Annotated in this window: 20 protein-coding genes; 16 read left to right on the top strand and 4 right to left on the bottom strand. The window is 71.4% G+C overall.

All coding sequences use genetic code 11. The features are described 5' to 3' along the window. Window positions 1–88: 88 nt before the first annotated feature. Both Raf01_RS02675 and Raf01_RS02670 read left to right on the top strand, forming a co-directional pair. Complete coding sequence (locus tag Raf01_RS02675) at window positions 89–1,516, top strand: sensor histidine kinase (protein WP_203916057.1); 1,428 nt, start codon at window positions 89–91, stop codon at window positions 1,514–1,516. After that, window positions 1,513–2,175: a response regulator gene (locus Raf01_RS02670; RefSeq protein ID WP_203916056.1), complete on the top strand. Its 663-nt coding sequence runs from the start codon at window positions 1,513–1,515 to the stop codon at window positions 2,173–2,175. The genes Raf01_RS02675 and Raf01_RS02670 overlap by 4 nt, the downstream gene beginning before the upstream one ends. Here the strand turns inward: Raf01_RS02670 and Raf01_RS02665 are convergent. Continuing rightward, window positions 2,142–2,882, bottom strand: coding sequence for a winged helix-turn-helix transcriptional regulator (locus Raf01_RS02665; protein ID WP_239133307.1), 741 nt, complete (start codon window positions 2,880–2,882; stop codon window positions 2,142–2,144). The two genes, Raf01_RS02670 and Raf01_RS02665, sit on opposite strands and share 34 nt — an antisense overlap. 296 nt (window positions 2,883–3,178) lie before the next feature. Between Raf01_RS02665 and Raf01_RS02660 the strand changes: the two genes are divergently transcribed. From Raf01_RS02660 to Raf01_RS02640, 5 genes are all read left to right on the top strand, one after another. Continuing rightward, on the top strand, window positions 3,179–4,540 hold the full coding sequence (locus Raf01_RS02660; RefSeq protein ID WP_203916054.1) for a hypothetical protein: 1,362 nt from the start codon (window positions 3,179–3,181) through the stop codon (window positions 4,538–4,540). 29 nt (window positions 4,541–4,569) lie between these two features. Next, entirely contained in the window at window positions 4,570–5,337 is a 768-nt protein-coding gene (locus tag Raf01_RS02655; protein ID WP_203916053.1) for an LmeA family phospholipid-binding protein, read from the top strand. Window positions 5,338–5,641: 304 nt separating this feature from the next. Further along, the gene (locus Raf01_RS02650; RefSeq protein WP_203916052.1) at window positions 5,642–6,490 is read left to right on the top strand and encodes a sulfurtransferase; all 849 of its coding nucleotides are present in this window, start codon (window positions 5,642–5,644) and stop codon (window positions 6,488–6,490) included. Between the two features lie 5 nt (window positions 6,491–6,495). Then, entirely contained in the window at window positions 6,496–6,810 is a 315-nt protein-coding gene (locus Raf01_RS02645; protein ID WP_203916051.1) for a DUF1416 domain-containing protein, read from the top strand. An 88-nt stretch (window positions 6,811–6,898) separates the two neighbouring features. Beyond that, window positions 6,899–7,750 carry a hypothetical protein gene (locus Raf01_RS02640; RefSeq protein WP_203916050.1) on the top strand — a complete coding sequence of 284 codons (852 nt, stop codon included), beginning with the start codon at window positions 6,899–6,901 and terminating at the stop codon, window positions 7,748–7,750. 36 nt (window positions 7,751–7,786) lie between these two features. On the opposite strand, the gene Raf01_RS02635 is transcribed toward Raf01_RS02640, so the two are convergent. Beyond that, window positions 7,787–8,161, bottom strand: coding sequence for a DsrE family protein (locus tag Raf01_RS02635; protein ID WP_203916049.1), 375 nt, complete (start codon window positions 8,159–8,161; stop codon window positions 7,787–7,789). A gap of 13 nt (window positions 8,162–8,174) precedes the next feature. On the opposite strand from Raf01_RS02635, the gene mtfM reads away from it, so the two are divergent. Continuing rightward, window positions 8,175–8,279, top strand: a complete 105-nt coding sequence (gene mtfM, locus Raf01_RS50480; protein ID WP_275412949.1) for a small membrane protein MtfM — start codon at window positions 8,175–8,177, stop codon at window positions 8,277–8,279. Then, window positions 8,276–8,863 carry a heme-binding beta-barrel domain-containing protein gene (locus tag Raf01_RS02630; RefSeq protein ID WP_203916048.1) on the top strand — a complete coding sequence of 196 codons (588 nt, stop codon included), beginning with the start codon at window positions 8,276–8,278 and terminating at the stop codon, window positions 8,861–8,863. Before mtfM ends, Raf01_RS02630 begins: the two co-directional genes overlap by 4 nt. 116 nt (window positions 8,864–8,979) lie before the next feature. Here Raf01_RS02630 and Raf01_RS02625 read toward each other — a convergent pair whose 3' ends face one another. Further along, entirely contained in the window at window positions 8,980–9,819 is an 840-nt protein-coding gene (locus tag Raf01_RS02625) for an aminotransferase class IV (protein ID WP_239133306.1), read from the bottom strand. Between the two features lie 89 nt (window positions 9,820–9,908). On the opposite strand from Raf01_RS02625, the gene Raf01_RS02620 reads away from it, so the two are divergent. Together Raf01_RS02620 and ygfZ are read left to right on the top strand one after the other, a co-directional pair. After that, a complete protein-coding gene (locus Raf01_RS02620) occupies window positions 9,909–10,334 on the top strand; it encodes a Fur family transcriptional regulator (protein ID WP_203916047.1) in 426 nt (141 codons plus the stop codon). After that, window positions 10,327–11,373: a CAF17-like 4Fe-4S cluster assembly/insertion protein YgfZ gene (gene ygfZ / locus Raf01_RS02615; protein WP_203916046.1), complete on the top strand. Its 1,047-nt coding sequence runs from the start codon at window positions 10,327–10,329 to the stop codon at window positions 11,371–11,373. Before Raf01_RS02620 ends, ygfZ begins: the two co-directional genes overlap by 8 nt. 112 nt (window positions 11,374–11,485) lie before the next feature. On the opposite strand, the gene Raf01_RS02610 is transcribed toward ygfZ, so the two are convergent. Then, window positions 11,486–12,865 carry a glycoside hydrolase family 18 protein gene (locus Raf01_RS02610; RefSeq protein WP_203916045.1) on the bottom strand — a complete coding sequence of 460 codons (1,380 nt, stop codon included), beginning with the start codon at window positions 12,863–12,865 and terminating at the stop codon, window positions 11,486–11,488. A 135-nt stretch (window positions 12,866–13,000) separates the two neighbouring features. Here Raf01_RS02610 and Raf01_RS02605 point away from each other — a divergent pair, with 135 nt between their 5' ends. The 5 genes from Raf01_RS02605 to Raf01_RS02585 all read left to right on the top strand — a co-directional run bounded on the left by Raf01_RS02605 (window position 13,001) and on the right by Raf01_RS02585 (window position 16,357). Then, on the top strand, window positions 13,001–13,831 hold the full coding sequence (locus Raf01_RS02605; RefSeq protein ID WP_203916044.1) for a beta-keto acid cleavage family enzyme: 831 nt from the start codon (window positions 13,001–13,003) through the stop codon (window positions 13,829–13,831). Further along, window positions 13,824–14,834 (top strand): asparaginase, encoded by a 1,011-nt coding sequence (locus Raf01_RS02600; RefSeq protein WP_203916043.1) that lies wholly within the window; start codon window positions 13,824–13,826, stop codon window positions 14,832–14,834. The genes Raf01_RS02605 and Raf01_RS02600 overlap by 8 nt, the downstream gene beginning before the upstream one ends. An 82-nt stretch (window positions 14,835–14,916) precedes the next feature. Beyond that, window positions 14,917–15,468 carry a helix-turn-helix domain-containing protein gene (locus Raf01_RS02595; RefSeq protein WP_203916042.1) on the top strand — a complete coding sequence of 184 codons (552 nt, stop codon included), beginning with the start codon at window positions 14,917–14,919 and terminating at the stop codon, window positions 15,466–15,468. Further along, a complete protein-coding gene (locus Raf01_RS02590) occupies window positions 15,468–15,911 on the top strand; it encodes a hypothetical protein (RefSeq protein WP_203916041.1) in 444 nt (147 codons plus the stop codon). The genes Raf01_RS02595 and Raf01_RS02590 overlap by 1 nt, the downstream gene beginning before the upstream one ends. A gap of 131 nt (window positions 15,912–16,042) precedes the next feature. Then, window positions 16,043–16,357 (top strand): DUF2516 family protein, encoded by a 315-nt coding sequence (locus Raf01_RS02585; protein WP_203916040.1) that lies wholly within the window; start codon window positions 16,043–16,045, stop codon window positions 16,355–16,357. Window positions 16,358–16,362 lie beyond the last annotated feature (5 nt).

Here is a 16,362-nt window from a genome sequence, read left to right as displayed (position 1 = left end):
TGTCGTGCCGGCATCCGACGGGAGTCGCACCGGCGGGTACGACCACAGACAGATGCCAGGGACCGCCGGCCGTACCTACCATGAACGGGTGTCCCGCCTGACTGTGAACCGGACACTCCTCGTCGACGCCGGCCTGGCGCTGGTGTTGACGCTGGGCAGCATCGTGCAGGGTGCGGGCTACCTGTTCGACGGGCCGTTCGCGAGGAAATTGCTGCTCGCGTACGGCTCGGTCGGCGGCTGGCACCACGCGCTGACGCTGTGGTGGGTGTCCACTGCTCTGCTCGTGGCCGGAATGCTGCTCGCGCACCGCTGGCCGCTGCCCGCCCTCGGTCTGGCGTCGATCGGCGCCGCCGGTCACCAGAACGACCGGCTCATCCCGCTGCCGCTCATCGACTTCGCCGTGCTGATCGTGCTCTACTCGCTGGCCAGTCGTGCCCGGTCACGGCTGGTTCCGCTGTGCGCGCTCGTGGTGCTGGTCGTGGGCGACTTCCTGCTCGGCACGTGGCTGCCGAAATCGCCCGCCGCCATCTCCATCTCCGTGAAAGAGGTGTCCGCGGAGCAGTCGTACTGGCATTTCCTGCAGTTGCAGGGTGTCGGATCGACGGTCGAGGTGCTGTTGATGCTGGCACTCGCGGTCGTGCTCGGCGACAGCGCGCGTACCCGCCAGGCCCACCTGCGTACGCTGCAACAGCGCGCCGCCGACCTGGAGCGCGAACAGCAGCAGCGGGCGGTCCTGGCCGCCGCCGCCGAGCGCGCCAGGATCACCCGGGAGCTGCATGACGTGGTCGCACACGGGCTGTCGGTCATCGTCATCCAGGCCCAGGGCGCGGCGGCCGCACTGCGCCGGCATCCGGAACGCACCGAGGCCGCGCTGCGCGACGTCATCGCGACCGGCCGCGGCTGCATGGCCGAGATGCGTGGGCTGCTCGGCGTCGTCCGCCGGGACCCGGCCGAAGATCCGCAGCTGGCACCGCAGCCGGGCGTGGCGGCGCTGCCGGCGCTGGTCGATCAGGTGCGCGCTGCCGGCGCCCCGGTCGTCCTGACGATCGAGGGTGAGCCGGTACCGCTGCCGGTCGGGGTGGACCTGTCCGGGTACCGGATCGTGCAGGAGTCGCTGACCAACACGCTCAAGCACGCCGGGCCCAGCGCGAAGGCTCAGGTACGGCTGGCTTTCCGGCCCGACCAACTGGAGATCGAGGTCAGCGACGACGGTCGGGGCACGGCGGTGGCCGACGGCGGGGCGGTTGCCGACGGCCAGACAGTGTCCGACGGCCAGGCGGCGGCCGACGGCGCGGGCAGCGGGCTGGCCGGTATCGCCGAGCGGGTCAGCGTCCTGGGCGGCACCCTTGTCGCCGGGCCGTCGGAGCGTGGCTTCCGGGTCCGCGCGGTCCTTCCGCTGGCCGGCGCGACCGGCCGTGCCGCCTCCCCGCTGGGCGGCGCGACCGGCCCTGCCGTCGCTCCGCTAGCCGACCCTGCCGCCGCCCCGGCCGCCGACCCGGTCTGGTCTCCGGCGTGACGATCCGGGTGGTGCTGGTCGACGACCAGACGCTGGTACGGACCGGGTTCCGGATGATCCTCGACGAGACCGAGGACATCGAGGTGGTCGGTGAGGCGGCCGACGGAGCCGGAGCGCTGGACGTGATCCGCCGGTACCGCCCCGACGTCGTGCTCATGGACGTCCGGATGCCCGGCCTGGACGGGATCGAGGCGACCAGGCGGCTGCGGGCCGGCGGTACCTCGGTGCCGCGTGTGATCATCCTGACCACGTTCGATCTCGACGAGTACGTGTTCGCCGGGCTCCGGGCCGGCGCCAGCGGCTTCCTGCTCAAGGACACGCTGGCGGCGGACCTCATCGCCGCGGTACGGGTCGTGGCCGGCGGCGAGTCGGTCGCGGCGCCCAGCGTCACCCGGCGGCTCATCGCGCACTTCCTGCACAGCGCCCCGCCGGCGCCCCGCCGCGCGGACCGGCTCGACGTGCTGACCGCCCGGGAGCGCGAGGTGCTGACGCTGATCACGGGCGGCCTGACGAACACCGAGATCGCGAGCGCGCTCCACCTCTCCGAGGGCACGGTCAAGACCCACGTCGGTCGGATCCTGGCCAAGCTCGGCCTGCGTGACCGGGTGCAGGCGGTGATCCTCGGCTACGAGAGCGGGCTGGCCACGGCCTCCGGCTGAACGACGCCGACCGGTTCGCCCTCCGGGAGCGCCCGGGACGGCGGCACCACGAACTTGTACCCGACCTGGCGAACCGTGCCGATCATCGACTCGTACTCGGAGCCGAGCTTGGCGCGCAGCCGCCGGACGTGCACGTCGACGGTGCGGGTACCGCCGAAGTAGTCGTAGCCCCACACCTCGCGCAGCAGCTGGTCCCGGGTGAACACCCGGCCGGGGTGCTGGGAGAGGAACTTGAGCAGCTCGAACTCCTTGTACGTGAGGTCGAGCGGCCGGCCCTTGAGCTTCGCCGCGTACGTGTCCGGGTCGATCGTCAGCTCGCCGGCCCGGATCAGGCCACCCTCGTTGGAGTTGGCCTGCCCCATCCGCCCGACCGCCAGCCGCAGCCGCGCCTCGATCTCGGCGGGGCCGGCCGAGGCCAGCACCAGGTCGTCGAGTCCCCAGTCGGCAGACAGCGCGACCAGGCCGGCCTCGGAGACCACCGCCAGCAGCGGCACGCCCAGACCGGTGGCGTGCAGCATCCGGCAGGTGGCGCGGGCGTCGGCGAGTTCGTTACGGGCGTCGATCATGACAACGTCCGGCGACGGGCCGGACACCAGCGTGCGTACGTCGCGTGGTGCGGTGCGTACCGAGTGCGGCAGCAGGTCCAGGGCCGGGAGAACGGTCGCCGGTTCACCGGCGCGACCACCGGTCAACAACAGGATCTCCACGCGTCTCCTCCGTCTGTTGTCGATCATTCCCGACGGCGCTGACGGGCGGTTAAGAGAAGAGAATAACCGAAGGTCCTGCTCAACTCACTGGGTGAATTGAGGCACTCGGCTGGTGCGAGGGTCGCCGCGGCCGGTCCGGGGCCGGTGGCACGTCCGGAGCCCGGACCGGCTACCGCGTCATCTCGGCAACACCGCACAGTCCGGCATGATCCGGGCGGCCCGCAGGCAGCGCCCGGAGCCCGACCGGCGGTGGCCGGCGTCGCGGCAACACCCCATGCTCTGGCACGATCAGGGGCGTGTCCCCGACAATTCCTCCCGGCGGAGGCCGCGAGGCGGCAGACGGTGGCCGCGACGACTGGCGCGGCCAGCGTGCGGACGCGCGCCGCTCCCCGCGTGCGGACTCGCCCGAGCGCCGCATCGACGACTCCGATCCGTTCGGCTGGAGTGCGGCGCGGGATGGTGGGATCGACTACCCGTCCGGTCCGCCCGAGGAGCAGCAGCGGGGTGGCCGTGCGGATCGTGCCCGGGCGGAGCGGGGACGCGGAGATCAACGGGGCCGGGTGGAGCAGGGCATGACACAGCCGTGGCAGGCAGACCAGGGCGCGGGCGACGCCCCCTGGGGCGAGCAGCATCGGGACGACCCGACCAGGGTCGCGATCGGGGCACCGGGGGGTCCGGGCGGGCAGCCGCCGCGCGACGGGGCGGGCGAGGGCGGCGGTCGCCGGTTGCGCAGGCCGCACCGGCGGCGGGCGGAAGCCGGCCAGGAGACCGGCCTCACCAGCGGCATGCAGTCCGACCTGCCGAGCTGGCTCCAGGAGCGTGGCGAGGGCGTGGCGCCGGCCAGGCGGCTGCTCTCTCTGTCGGTGGCCGGGTTCTCCGGGCTGCTGGGGCTCGCGCTGATCCTCGGCGCGTACATGGTGCCCGGCTCGTACGCGTTTGTGGTCCTCGCGGTACAGGTGCTGTTTGTCCTGGCCTGGACGGTGACCATCCGTCCGGCCGGACCCCGGATCGTCGCCGGCGTGGCGCTCGCCGCCGCGGCCGGCTCCGACCTGGCCGCCTCCCTGCCGCAGCACGCCTCGCTCGCCCCGCTCGGCCTGATCATGGTCGCCGCGGTCGGGGCGGCGGTCGGCGGGCAGTTGCTGCGCCGCAGCCCCCGGCCGCGCGTCACGGAGTCGTTGGGCAGCACGCTGATCGTCGTCATCGGCGTGATCTGCTTCGCGATGTTGATTGTTTTGAGCCGGCACGCGCCGGGTACCCCTGCGATCGTCGCCTGTCTGGTTGCCGCCGGAGTCGCACTGGTGGTCGCCAGGCTGACCGACACCGTGCTGCCGTCGCCACGCACCAGCCCCCAGGTGCCGCGCGGCTCGATCGGAGTGGTCCTGGGCGCGATGGCCGGAACCGTCGCGGCGAGCATCATGGGATCAGTGCTGAGCGGGCTGCACCCGCCGCGGGCCGCGATCGTCGGGCTCGCCACCGCCCTGGTGGCGGTGCTCGCCGACCTCGCGGTCTCATATGCGGAGGTGAGTAGGGAGCTGGACGGTGGGCAGCCGGCGCTGTGGATCGCACGGCACCTGCAAGGCCCGCTCGGCGGCTTCGCGCTGGCATCCCCGGTCGCGTACGTGCTGAGCGTCATGGTACTGGTGACCAACCTGAACTGACGCGTCGCAACGCAGCGAGGAGCACTCACATGGCGGCCGGTCGTGGACGCAAAGGTCTGCTCGTCCTGGTGATCCTGGTGATCGCCTTGGTCGGGCTGTTCGCCATCGCCGACCGGGTGGCTGTCTACGCCGCTGAGCGCACCGTCGCCAGCCAGGCCAAGCAGCAGATGGCCGACCAGAACATCAGCTCGCCGGAGGATCCGAAGGTCAAGATCGGCGGCTTTCCGTTCCTGACCCAGGTGGCCCGCGGCCGGTACGACAAGATCACGATCGATGTGACGAAGCCGACCGACCAGGGCGTCACGCTCGACGACCTCACCGTGGTGGCCACCGGCGTCAACGCCAGCGCCAGCGCCCTCATCAAGGGAAACGGCCAGGTCACCGCGGACAACGTCACCGGCACCGGCCGGCTCGGCTGGGACTCGGTCAACAAGCTGATCGACCTGTCGCAGTTCAACAGCACCGGCGCGACGGTCGCCGCGCTGCCCGACGGCCAGGTGCAGATCACCGCGCCGGTTAAGGTGCTGAGCCTGTCGACGACCGTGGTCGCCACCGGCACCATCGCCGTCGACGGCGACGCGGCGCACGTGAACATCACCCAGGTGAATGTCCAGGGCGGCGGCATCCCGTCGGTGCTCCAGGCGGTGCTCGGCTCGCTCAAGGAGCAGCTGTCGTTCACCGTGAAGATCCCGCCGCTGCCGTACCACCTGAAGATCAAGAGCGTTCAGGCGAAGCCGGAGGGCGTCACCATCACAGCGACGGCGACAAATGTCCCGCTGGGCGGCGCCGGAGCGTGAGTGAGCCTTGTCGCAAGGTTAGGCGCCCTGTTCGGCCGGTTGTCGCGATGATAAGCTCCCGAACCATGAGCCCAGTGGTCCCCGCCTCGCCGTCTCTGGCGTGCAGCGACCGTGACCTGATGCTCACCAAGCGCCGGCCGATCGACTTCGGCCTGGTCGCAGCATGCCTGTGTCGCCAGGTCTGATACGGCGGCCGTTCTTTCCAGCCTCTTAGCCGGCAGCGGCGCCGTCCGACGTACCCATCGATCGCCCATGGGTCGCGGCGCGCATGATCGCGGCCCCGTCACCATCTCGAGAGGTAACCATGAGTCGCGACTCCGTACTCGTCTCCGCCGATTGGGCCGAGAAGAACCTGGGCGCCGCGGGCGTCGTCTTCGTCGAGGTCGACGAGGACACCAGCGCCTACGACACCGGTCACATCCCGGGCGCCGTCAAGCTCGACTGGCGCCTGGACCTGCAGGACCCGGTCCGGCGGGACTTCGTCAACCGTGAGCAGTTCCAGACCCTGCTGTCCTCGCGCGGCATCGGCAACGACGACATCGTCGTCCTGTACGGCGGCAACAACAACTGGTTCGCCGCCTACGCCTACTGGTACTTCAAGCTCTACGGGCACGGCGACGTCCGGCTGCTGGACGGCGGCCGCAAGAAGTGGGAGCTGGACAACCGGACCCTGACCAAGGAGCCCGCGTCCCGCCCTGCGACCAACTACACCGCGCAGGAGCAGGATCTGTCGCTGCGGGCCTTCCGCGACGACGTGGTCGCCGCCATCGGCGCGCAGAACCTGGTCGACGTCCGCTCGCCCGACGAGTTCGCCGGCCGGCTGCTCGCCCCCGCCCACCTGCCGCAGGAGCAGGCGCAGCGGGCCGGGCACGTGCCGACCGCGATCAACGTGCCGTGGAGCAAGGCCGCCAACGAAGACGGCACCTTCAAGTCCGACGACGAGCTGCGCGAGATCTACGGCGCCGCCGGGCTGGACGACAGCAAGGACACGATCGCCTACTGCCGGATCGGTGAGCGCTCCTCGCACACCTGGTTCGTGCTGCGCGAGCTCCTCGGTCACAGCAATGTCAAGAACTACGACGGTTCGTGGACCGAGTACGGCTCGCTGGTGGGCGTGCCGGTCGCGCTCGGCGACGAGCCGGGGCAGGGGTGAAGATCATGACTGATATCTCAGGCTGCGGCGCGCCGGAGCAGTCCGCGCCGCTCCCGGCGAGCGTCAACGTGGAGAAGGAGACCGTGATCAGCGGCGTGGTCCGGGCCGGTGACCAGCCGGTGTCCGGTGCCTACGTGCGGCTGCTCGACGCGTCCGGCGAGTTCACCGCCGAGGTGGTCACCTCGGCCGCAGGGCAGTTCCGGTTCTTCGCCGCTCCGGGCAGCTGGACGCTGCGGGCGCTGTCCCGCGCGGGCAACGGCGACGCCACGGTCGACGCCGGCCGGGGCATCACCGAGGTGGCCCTGTCGGTGGCCGCCTGACCGTCCAGGAAGCGACCTCATCACGAGGTGCCGGTGGCGCGCACGACGTGCCGCCGGCACCTTTGTGCGTGGAGAGGACGATGGTCGCGTGACAGTGGACAACCCGCCGAGGTACGTGCCGTACGAGCCGCCCCGGCCGACCCCGCCCGCCGACCCGCGCCGGCGCCGGGTGCTGGTCGCGGTGTGCTGCGCCTGGGCGCTGGTACTGCTGGCGGGCGGCGTCTGGTACGCGCTGGCTGGCCGGCCGACCGTCCGGGAACAGACCACCGCCGCCGGGGCTGAGCCGACCGTGGACCGGGCTCTCGGCCAGGTGATCAACGCGGCCGGCACCGGGGTGGTGCCGGCGATCACCGGGTACGACGAGGTGACCACCTGCGCGATCACGCCGGTACGCCCCGGGGTGCGCTATGACCGGGTGGTCTTCCTGGCCACCAGGCCGGGTACCGAGTCCGGCCTGCTGGACCGGATCGTGGCCGGGTTGCCCCACTCGTACCGGCCGAGTGCCGTACATCCGAAATCCGGCGGCCTGACGGCGCAGCGGATGAGCGCCGATGCCGGGGACTACGTCCAGATCAACGGCTCGGTCGACCGTACCGGGCTGGTGCAGGTCACCGCCGGTACCGGCTGCCGACCGCGGGGCGACCTGCCGGCACCCGACCCGACCGGGGTACCGGCCGCCGCCGACCGGGCCGCCGTACAGCGCGTTCTCGACGCGCTCGGCGTCGCCTCCCCGCACTGGTCCACCCACCGGCTGCCCTGCGGGGTACGCACCGTGGAGGCGGTCGGGGTACCGCGGCAGGCCCTCGACGCCCTGCCCGTACCGCCACAGCCGCCCGTGGTCGAGCGCGACGACGTCTACGCGGAGGACCCCGGCCTGCTGGTCCGTACCGACGGCGACCAGCTCACCGTGACGCTCACCACCGGTGGCTGCGCGTCCTGACCCGGCGCCGCTCGACCGAGCACCTCGAGAAACGGCCTAGTAGACGAGCGCCTGGGCGCCCTCGGCGGTGATCTCCTCGACGAAGACCGCCGCTCCGGCGATCCGGACCTGTGGGATCACGTCCTCCGGGCCGATCGAGCGCCGGGCCGCGCACTGGGTGCAGAGCGTCACGCGGCCGCCGACCAGCACAGCGTCCAGCAGATCGGGCAGCGGCGCGGCGTGCGGCAGCTCGAACTCGGCGGCCCGGCCGGGCACCGCGAACCAGGCCGACTCGCCGGTCAGCCAGAGCGACACGTCGACACCGGCGGCCAGCGCCGTCGCGGCCACGGTGAACGCCTGTGAGCAGCGTTCCGGGGCATCGCTGCCGGCAGTCACCTTGATGACCAGAGAACGGACCATGCCGACCAGCATAGGATCGGATGCCGTGGTTACCGAGATCGGTTTTGTCAGCCTGCTGGTCGCCGGCTTCGGCGTGCTGGCGGGCGGGCTGGTCTATCTTGCCGTACGGGTATCGAGAGGACGCTGGTGACTGACAGCCTGACACCGCCGCCGTGGTTGAACGCCCCGCCGGTTCCGGAGTATCCGTACGAGGAGACTCACGACCTGCGTACCGGGCCGGACCTGCACCCCGCGCTGCTGGGGCTGCTGCCGTTCGTCGGCGTCTGGCGGGGCCGGGGCCGGGGCGGGTACCCGACGATCGAGGACTTCGACTACGCCCAGGAAGTCCGGTTCAGCCACGACGGCCGGCCGTTCCTGTTCTACGAGTCGCGCTCCTGGTTGATCGAGGACGACGGCACGCCGATCCGGCCGGCGGCCCGGGAGACCGGCTGGTGGCGCCCGGTCATGGCGGACGACAAGGCGACCGACGAGCTCGAGGTGCTGCTCAGCAACCCGACCGGGATCATGGAGTTGTACGTCGGCCGGATGGATCACCTCAAGGTCGAGCTGGTCACCGACGCGGTGGTGCGTACGGTCTCCGCCAAGGAGGTCACCGCCGGCCAGCGGCTGTACGGCATCGTCGAGGGCGCCCTGCTCTACGCGCAGGAGATGGCCGCGGTGGGACAGCCGCTGTCCGCGCACCTGTCCGCGAGGCTCCTCCGGGTCGGCGGCTGACGCCGCTGGCCCGGGGCCGGGTGCCGGCGAACGCGACCGGCGGCTGACGCCGCTGGCACGCGGGCCGGGTGCCGGGTGCCGGGTGCCGGCGGATGCGACTGGCGGATCGCCGCCGGTCAGAAGCCGAGCAGGCTCAGCATCCGGGCGGTGTCGCCGGCCCGGTTGAGCGGCTTGCCGTCGAGGCTGCGAATCTCCGCCAGGCCGCGCACCGAGGAGGCGAACCACGCGCCGTCCACCTCGGTCAGGTCGACCGGGCGGATCATCCGCTCACCGGCCGCGTAACCCAGGTCACCGGCGTGGTCCAGCAGGCAGCGCGCGGTGATTCCGGGCAGGATTCCGGTCGAGGCGGCCGGCACCGTCCACAGCGTGTCGCCGGCCAGCCAGACCAGTGTCGAGGTCGGCGCCTCCAGCGCGTATCCGTCGCTGGAGACCCACAGCACGTCGTCCACGCCCTGCCCGCCGGCCCACCGCTGGGTGGCCATGTTCACCGCGTACGACAGCGTCTTCGCGCCGCCGAGCAGCCACGGCGCGGCCGGGCGCGCGTCCGCGGCGACGCCCAGCGAGGCGGTCGCGATCGCGATGCCCTCCTGGCGTCCCTGGATCTGCCGGGCGCCGACCGGGGCGAGCGTGGCGAACGCCGTGACCGGCTCGCCGTCTTCGCCACCGCGGGTGCACACCAGGCGCAGCGCGCCCTCGACGCCGTCCGGCCACTCGGCCAGCGCCTGGCCGACCAGGTCGAGGAGTGCCTCGCGCGGCGGGAGCGTGATCTCGACCAGGCTCGCTGAGCGGCTCATCCGGTCGAGATGATCTTCTATCAGCCAGGCTCGGCCATCCCGGACATGCATCGTCTCGAAGATCCCGTCACCGCGCAGGACGCCGAGGTCGTCGGCGCGGAGGATGGGCGTCTGGGCTGGTACGACACCGCGACCAAGCACGGCAACCACTCGCTGCGACACATCGGGAGCCTACCCGCAGGGGCGGTCCCGCCCGCGCGCGACGCCCCGCCGGTCATGGTCGAACCGGCCCCTCCGAGTACTCTCGAAACGTGTCGAATTCGCCGCTGGCGGAGGTACTGCGCTCCCGGGGTCTGAGGCTGACCGCCCAGCGGCAGCTTGTGCTGGAGGCCGTGCACTCGCTTGGCCACGCCACCCCGGACCAGGTGCACGCACGGGTCGCCGAGACCGCCGCCGGAGTGAACATCACCACTGTGTACCGCGCCCTGGAGCTGCTTGAGGAACTGGGTCTGGTGACCCACGCGCACCTCTCCCACGGGGCGCCGACCTATCACGCGGTGGGTGAGGCACAGCACGTTCACCTGGTCTGCCGGCGCTGCGGAGCCATCCTTGAGGTTTCCTCTGGAGTGCTCAACCCGCTCGCCGACACGCTGACCCGGGACCACGGCTTCCTGATCGATATCGGCCATGTCGCGCTGTTCGGGCTGTGTGCCGGATGTGGAGGCGGGGATGCCTGAGGTACTGATCGAAGCCGTACAGCCGGGCTCGCCGGACACCGGCGCCGTGGCGCACTACGGCGACCCGGTCCGCGAGCAGCGGACGCTGGAGGGTGCCGCCGGGCTGGTCGACCGGTCGCACCGGGGGATCATCGCGATCCCCGGCGAGGACCGGCTGAGCTGGCTGCACAGCCTGACCACCCAGCACCTGACCGACCTGCGGCCGGGTGAGGGCAGCGAGCTGCTGGTGCTGTCGCCGCACGGGCACGTGGAGCACCACGCCGTACTGACCGACGACGGCACCACGACCTGGCTGGATACCGAGCCGGGCACCGCGCCGGCGCTGCTGGACTTCCTGAACCGGATGCGGTTCCTGATGCGGGTCGAACCGGCCGACGTGACCGCCGACTGGGCGCTGCTCTCGCTTGTCGGCCCCGAGGCGCGGATCCCGGGCATCGAGCTGGACCCGCCGAAGGTGGCGCCGGTACCTGGGGCGAAGTTCGCCTCGGCCGACGTGGCGCCGCGTCCGACCACGGTGTATTCGACCGCTCCACTGCCCGGTGGCGGCTGGGCGCGCCGGATGGCATACGGCTATGACCTGCTGGTACCGCGGTCCCGAGTGGCCGCCGTCGCCGATGAGCTGGCCGTGCCGTGGGCCGGGATCTGGGCGTTCGAGGCCCTGCGGGTGGCCGCCCGCCGGCCCCGGTACAGGCTGGAGACCGACCACCGGACGATTCCGGCGGAGGTGGGTTGGACCGCCGACGCGGTGCACCTGGACAAGGGCTGCTACCGGGGCCAGGAGACGATCGCCCGGGTGCACAACCTGGGCCGACCGCCCCGCAGGCTGGTACTGCTGCACCTGGACGGTGTCAGCACGGACGAACTGCCCGCCCCGGGCACCGCCGTGTCCACCGCCGACGGGCGTGACGTGGGGTTCGTCGGCACCGCTGTGCGTCACCACGAGCTGGGGATGATCGCGCTGGCCATCGTCAAGCGCAACGTCGGCGACGATGAGCAACTGCGCGTCGGCGTGTCGGCCGCGGCGATCGACATCCCCTGAGCGCAGCCGCGGCCGTTCTTCGGAGAGGCGGCCCAGGCCGCGGGAGTGACGCTGAGCGCCGAGCGCGGGCCCACCCCGGACGAGCGGGCCCGCGTCCTGCTGGTTTATCAGATCAGCCGGTGTAACTGGAGAAGATCTTGCTGAATTCGTACGGCGACTGGCTGATGTTCGTGCACATGTAGAGCGCACCGGTGCACGCGTTGCGGTCCCGGGTGACCTCCCAGAACGCGAGTTCGCCCAGGTGGTTGGTCTTGGCGAAGGAGACCAGGTCGCGAGCTGCGGCCTGGTCGTAGACGTGCCCGTCGTCGTTCTGGCCGAGCATCGGGGTCACCCCGACCATGCGCCACAGCTGGGCCGTGGTCTTGCTCGGGTACAGCGACTTGAGCTGGTTGAAGGTGGACTGCGCGGCCTGGATCGCGAAGGCGCCGTAGTCGCCGCTCTGGTAGTAGTCCATCGCCATCACGTTGACCACGTCCAGGTTGACGCCCGCGTTCTTGGCGGCGGTGACGACGCCCAGACCGTTGCTGTCCAGGCCGGTCGGGAGCACCGGCAGGGTCAGCGAGATCTTCAGGTTCGGGTTGGCGTTCTGGAGTTGCTTCATCGCCTGTGAGCGCAGATTGATCGAGTTCGGCTCCGCGACCGCCGCGCCCTCGATGTCGAAGTCGATGTACTTCAGGCTGTACGCGTTGACCACCGCCTGATATTCGGCGGTCAGCGCGCTGACGCTGGTACACGCCTGGGCCAGCTCGATGCCGGACGCGCCGCCGAAGGAGATCTTCACGTCGCCGCCCCGGGCACGGATCGCGTTGATCTGGTCGAGCTGCCAGCCGCTGCGCGGGTCGTACGCGTTGAACCAGGAGGCGTGGCAGCCCGCCGAGGTGACGAACGCCAGGGTGAAGTTCTTCAGGGTGCTCGCGGAGGCGACGTCGGACAGCACCGGCGTGGGCCACGATCCCATGTCGATGTACGGCGCGGTCGCCAGCGTGGTGCCGGTACCGCCGCCGCCTCCACCACCGGTCGGCGTCGGGCTCGGCGTGGGGCTCTTCGTCGGCGGCGGCGTCGGCGAGCTGCCCCCGCCACCGGAGCCGGTGGAGCAGGAGGCGCCGTTGATCGTGCAGCCGGTGGGCGCGCCCGAGCCGCCGTTCACGGTGAAGCCGAAGGTCACGCTCGCGCCCGGCGCGACGGTGCCGTTGTAGTCCCGGTTCTTCGCGGTCACGTGCTGGCCGCTGGTCGTGACGAGGGAGTCCCAGTAGGTGCCCATGGTCAGCCCGGAGGGCAGGTCGAAGGCGACCGTCCAGGAGCTGATGCCGGTCGACGTACCGTTGGTGATCGTGTACTTGCCCTGGTAGCCGGTACCCCAGTCGGAATCCTTGCTGAACGTCGCGGTGACACCGCCGGCCGCCTGGACGGGCAGCGCGAGCGCGAGAGTTGTGGCGACGAGCGCGGCGCCCGCCAGCGCGGCGACGGACGCGACGATGCGTGATCTGGCCAAGACAGGTCTCCCTATCAGCAATCGATACAGGGATGGATGTCGATTGCTGAACAGTAAAGAGTCTTATCTGTTACGTCAATAGATGGCAGATGCCGGATTGGCTGGCAGGTCAGCGGGCGTGGCAGGATCGCGACCATGACAACACCGACGTTGATCACGATCGCGCCGACCGGCGCCGAGTCCGCCAAGAGCGAGGTGCCGGCGTTGCCGGTGACCCTCGATGAGTTGGTGAGCACCGCGCGTGAGTGCGAGGCCCTCGGTGCCGCCGTGATCCACGTCCACATCCGCGACGCCGAGGCCCGGCCCACACTCGACCTGGGTCGGCTGCGGGACACGGTCGCGGCCCTGCGCGAGCAGACCAATCTGATCGTCCAGCTGTCCACCGGGGGTGCGGTCTCCGACCCGGAGTCCGACCGGCTGCGCGTACTGGATGCCGAGCCGGACATGGCGTCCTGCACGATGGGTACGGTCAACTTCGGCGACGACGTGTTCATGAACCGGTGGGAGTTCATCGTCGAGCTGCACACCCGGATGCGGGAACGCGGGATCGTGCCGGAGTACGAGATCTTCGACCTCGGCCAGTTGACGACGCTGCGCCGCCTGCTCGACAAGTACGGGCCGCCGGCCGGCGGGCACGTCCACGTCGACCTGGTGATGGGGGTACCGGGCGGGATGCCGGGTACCGCTGAGGCACTCGTCTCCTGCCTGCGCGACCTGCCCGACGGTGCGACCTTCTCCGCCACCGGAATCGGCCGGTCCACGATTCCGGTGATGCTCGCTTCGCTGTCCGCCGGCGGCCACCTGCGCGTCGGCATGGAGGACACGATCAGCTACGCCAAGGGGCAGCCGGTCGAATCGAACATGCAACTGGTCGCGCGCGCGGTCGGCTTCGCCCGGCTGGCGCAGCGGCCGCCGATGCCGGCCGGCGAAGCCCGTGCGCTGCTGGAGGTAAAGAGCCGTGGTTGATCTTCACGACGCGACCGGGGAGCGCCCCGCGACGGCCGACACGTACGCCGGCGGCGAGCTGCTCGCCGAGGTGACCCGGTCCGGGTTCGTCGAGGGGTACCACCGGGGCTCGGTCGTCGTGCTCTCCGCCACCGGTGAGGCGGTGGCCGCCGCTGGCGACGTGACCGCCCCGGTCTTCCCGCGCTCGTCGAACAAGCCGTTCCAGGCCACCGGGATGCTCCGGGCCGGGCTGGCACCGGCCGAGCCGGCCCAGCTCGCCCTCGCAGCCGCGAGTCACCACGGTGAGCCGATGCACATCGACCTCGCCCGGTCGATGCTGCGCGGCGCCGGCCTGACCGAAGAGGCGCTGGCCTGCCCGCCCGACCTGCCGCTGTCCGAATCCGCGCGCCGGGACGTGCTCCTGGCCGGCGGCGACCGGGAGCGGATCTACATGAACTGTTCCGGCAAGCACACCGGCATGCTGCTGACCTGCGTGGCGGCGGGCTGGCCGACCGAGGGCTACCACCGGCCCGACCATCCGCTGCAGAAGCACCTGCGATCGGTGCTGGAGGAGGTCGTCGGCGAGTCGGTGGCGGCGGTGGGTGTGGACGGCTGCGGTGCGCCGGTCCTGGCCATCTCGCTGTACGCGCTGGCGTCCGGCTTCTTGCGGGTGGTACGGGCCGAACCGGGTACCGGGGAGCGGGCCGTGGCGGACGCGATGCGCCAGTACCCCGAACTGGTCTCCGGTACCGGCGCGGACGACGCCCGGCTGATGCGCGGCATACCGGGCATCCTCGCCAAGGGTGGCGCCGAGGGCGTGCTGGCGGTCGCCGTACCGGGGGTCGGCGCGGTGGCCATGAAGATCGATGACGGTAACCGGCGGGCTCGGTACCCGGTTCTGGCCAGCGCACTGCGCCGGTTGGGGGTGGACGCTCCGGTCCTCGCCGAGCTGGCCGCCGACGCGGACGGCGTCGTCCAGCGCGGCCGCGGTGAGCCGGTGGGAACGGTACGGGCGATCTGGTGAACCGCCGGAGTGGCGGGGCTCACGCTAGCAACTGCTAGCGCTCTGCTTGCTGTTGCAAGCACGCCGACGTACCGTTGGGCGCATGCCAACGCCCAAGGACCTGCCACGCGACATCGGCGAGTTCATTCGTGACCTGCGCCGCAACGCGCGGATCTCGCTTCGCCAGCTCGCCGACCAGGCCGGGGTCAGCAATCCGTACCTCAGCCAGATCGAACGCGGCCTGCGCCGCCCGAGCGCCGAGGTGCTGCAACAGATCGCCAGCGCGCTGCGGGTCTCGACACCCCTGATGTACCTGCGCGCCGGCCTGCTCGACGGCAAGGAAGGCCACGACGTCCTGGAGGCGATCGCGGCCGACCCGGATCTGACCGCGGCCCAGAAGCAGTCGCTCATCCAGATCTACGAGACATTCCGTCGGGAGAACGCCCGCGAGGCCGAGCATGCCCGCGAGACCGAGCACGCCCGTGAGGGCGAGGCGCCGGCGGAACCGGCCGGCGACGACGCCCGCACCGACGGCGGCGGCGCCCGCTTCGACGAGGCCGTGACCGCCGAGGAAGCCTCGGCTCCCTCAGTCCCCGCACAGCACACACCAGCCACGAACGCGGCCGGGAAGGCCGCCACGACCAAGGAGATCTGATGGCTGCCGAAACCAACACGAAGATTCCCGCTCCGCTGTACGCCGCGGCCGCCGTCGGCGACATGGCCTACCAGCGGCTGCGCAAGCTGCCCACCACGGTCGCCGAGCTGCGCGGCCGCGTGGCCGACACCGACCTGGACGTGGATCGGCTGCGTGGTGCGGCCGAGCGGGTCGAGCGGCTGCGGGACGCGGCCCAGCGCAACGTGACCGCGCTGGTGACCAACGCTCAGGCCGCCCAGGAGCGCGCGCAGGCGATCTACACCGACCTGGTCGCCCGCGGCGAGGAAGTGGTGCGCGGTCGCCGGGTCATCCACGCCACCATCGGCATCGAGCAGGAGACCACGGCTTCCGCCCCCGCTGAGGGGGAGACCGAGAGCGGGAAGGCCGAGGCCAAGAAGACCGCGGCCAAGCCGGCAAAGCGGACCAAGCCGGCCGCGAAGTAGCTCACGGCGCACCACACGGCTGGTCTGGGTCGTCGCGCGGCGTCATACGCGCCGAGCCAGACCGGTCGGACAACCACACAGCGTCGGCGCGGCCCGGGATCCCCGGGCCGCGCCGGCATAAGCTCGTAGCCATGGTCGTTGCCGCGCCGCTCTTCTACATCACGGTGACCAACGTCGTCACCTATGCGCTCACCCTGGTGTGCCTGATCATCGAACTGTTCGCGTTCGTCAACTGCCTGACCCAGCGGGCCGACGCGTTCCAGATCGTGGGGCGCATCCCCAAGGGCGGGTGGCTCGCGATGACCGGCGCCGCCCTGCTGGTGACGCTGCTGTTCGGAAGCGTCCGGAGCTTCCTCGGCCTGATCGCGATCACCGTCGCGGCCGTGTACCTGCTCGACCTGCGTCCGGCGCTCCGCGACGCGGTCGACGGGCAGGGCTCCTGGTAGGGGAC

Origin of the sequence: Rugosimonospora africana, assembly GCF_016862975.1 — a bacterium.
Taxonomy (GTDB): Bacteria; Actinomycetota; Actinomycetes; order Mycobacteriales; family Micromonosporaceae; genus Rugosimonospora; species Rugosimonospora africana.
This window is presented reverse-complemented; position numbering and strand designations above follow the sequence as displayed.

Excerpts from the sequence above, each read along its gene's own strand:
- Raf01_RS02650 (WP_203916052.1), top strand. The coding sequence starts at position 5,642 with ATGAGTCGCGACTCCGTACTCGTCTCCGCCGATTGGGCCGAGAAGAAC.
- Raf01_RS02645 (WP_203916051.1), top strand. The coding sequence starts at position 6,496 with ATGACTGATATCTCAGGCTGCGGCGCGCCGGAGCAGTCCGCGCCGCTC.
- Raf01_RS02585 (WP_203916040.1), top strand. The coding sequence starts at position 16,043 with ATGGTCGTTGCCGCGCCGCTCTTCTACATCACGGTGACCAACGTCGTC.
- Raf01_RS02605 (WP_203916044.1), top strand. The coding sequence starts at position 13,001 with ATGACAACACCGACGTTGATCACGATCGCGCCGACCGGCGCCGAGTCC.
- ygfZ (WP_203916046.1), top strand. The coding sequence starts at position 10,327 with ATGCCTGAGGTACTGATCGAAGCCGTACAGCCGGGCTCGCCGGACACC.
- Raf01_RS02635 (WP_203916049.1), bottom strand. The coding sequence starts at position 8,161 with ATGCTGGTCGGCATGGTCCGTTCTCTGGTCATCAAGGTGACTGCCGGC.
- Raf01_RS02595 (WP_203916042.1), top strand. The coding sequence starts at position 14,917 with ATGCCAACGCCCAAGGACCTGCCACGCGACATCGGCGAGTTCATTCGT.
- Raf01_RS02655 (WP_203916053.1), top strand. The coding sequence starts at position 4,570 with ATGGCGGCCGGTCGTGGACGCAAAGGTCTGCTCGTCCTGGTGATCCTG.
- Raf01_RS02590 (WP_203916041.1), top strand. The coding sequence starts at position 15,468 with ATGGCTGCCGAAACCAACACGAAGATTCCCGCTCCGCTGTACGCCGCG.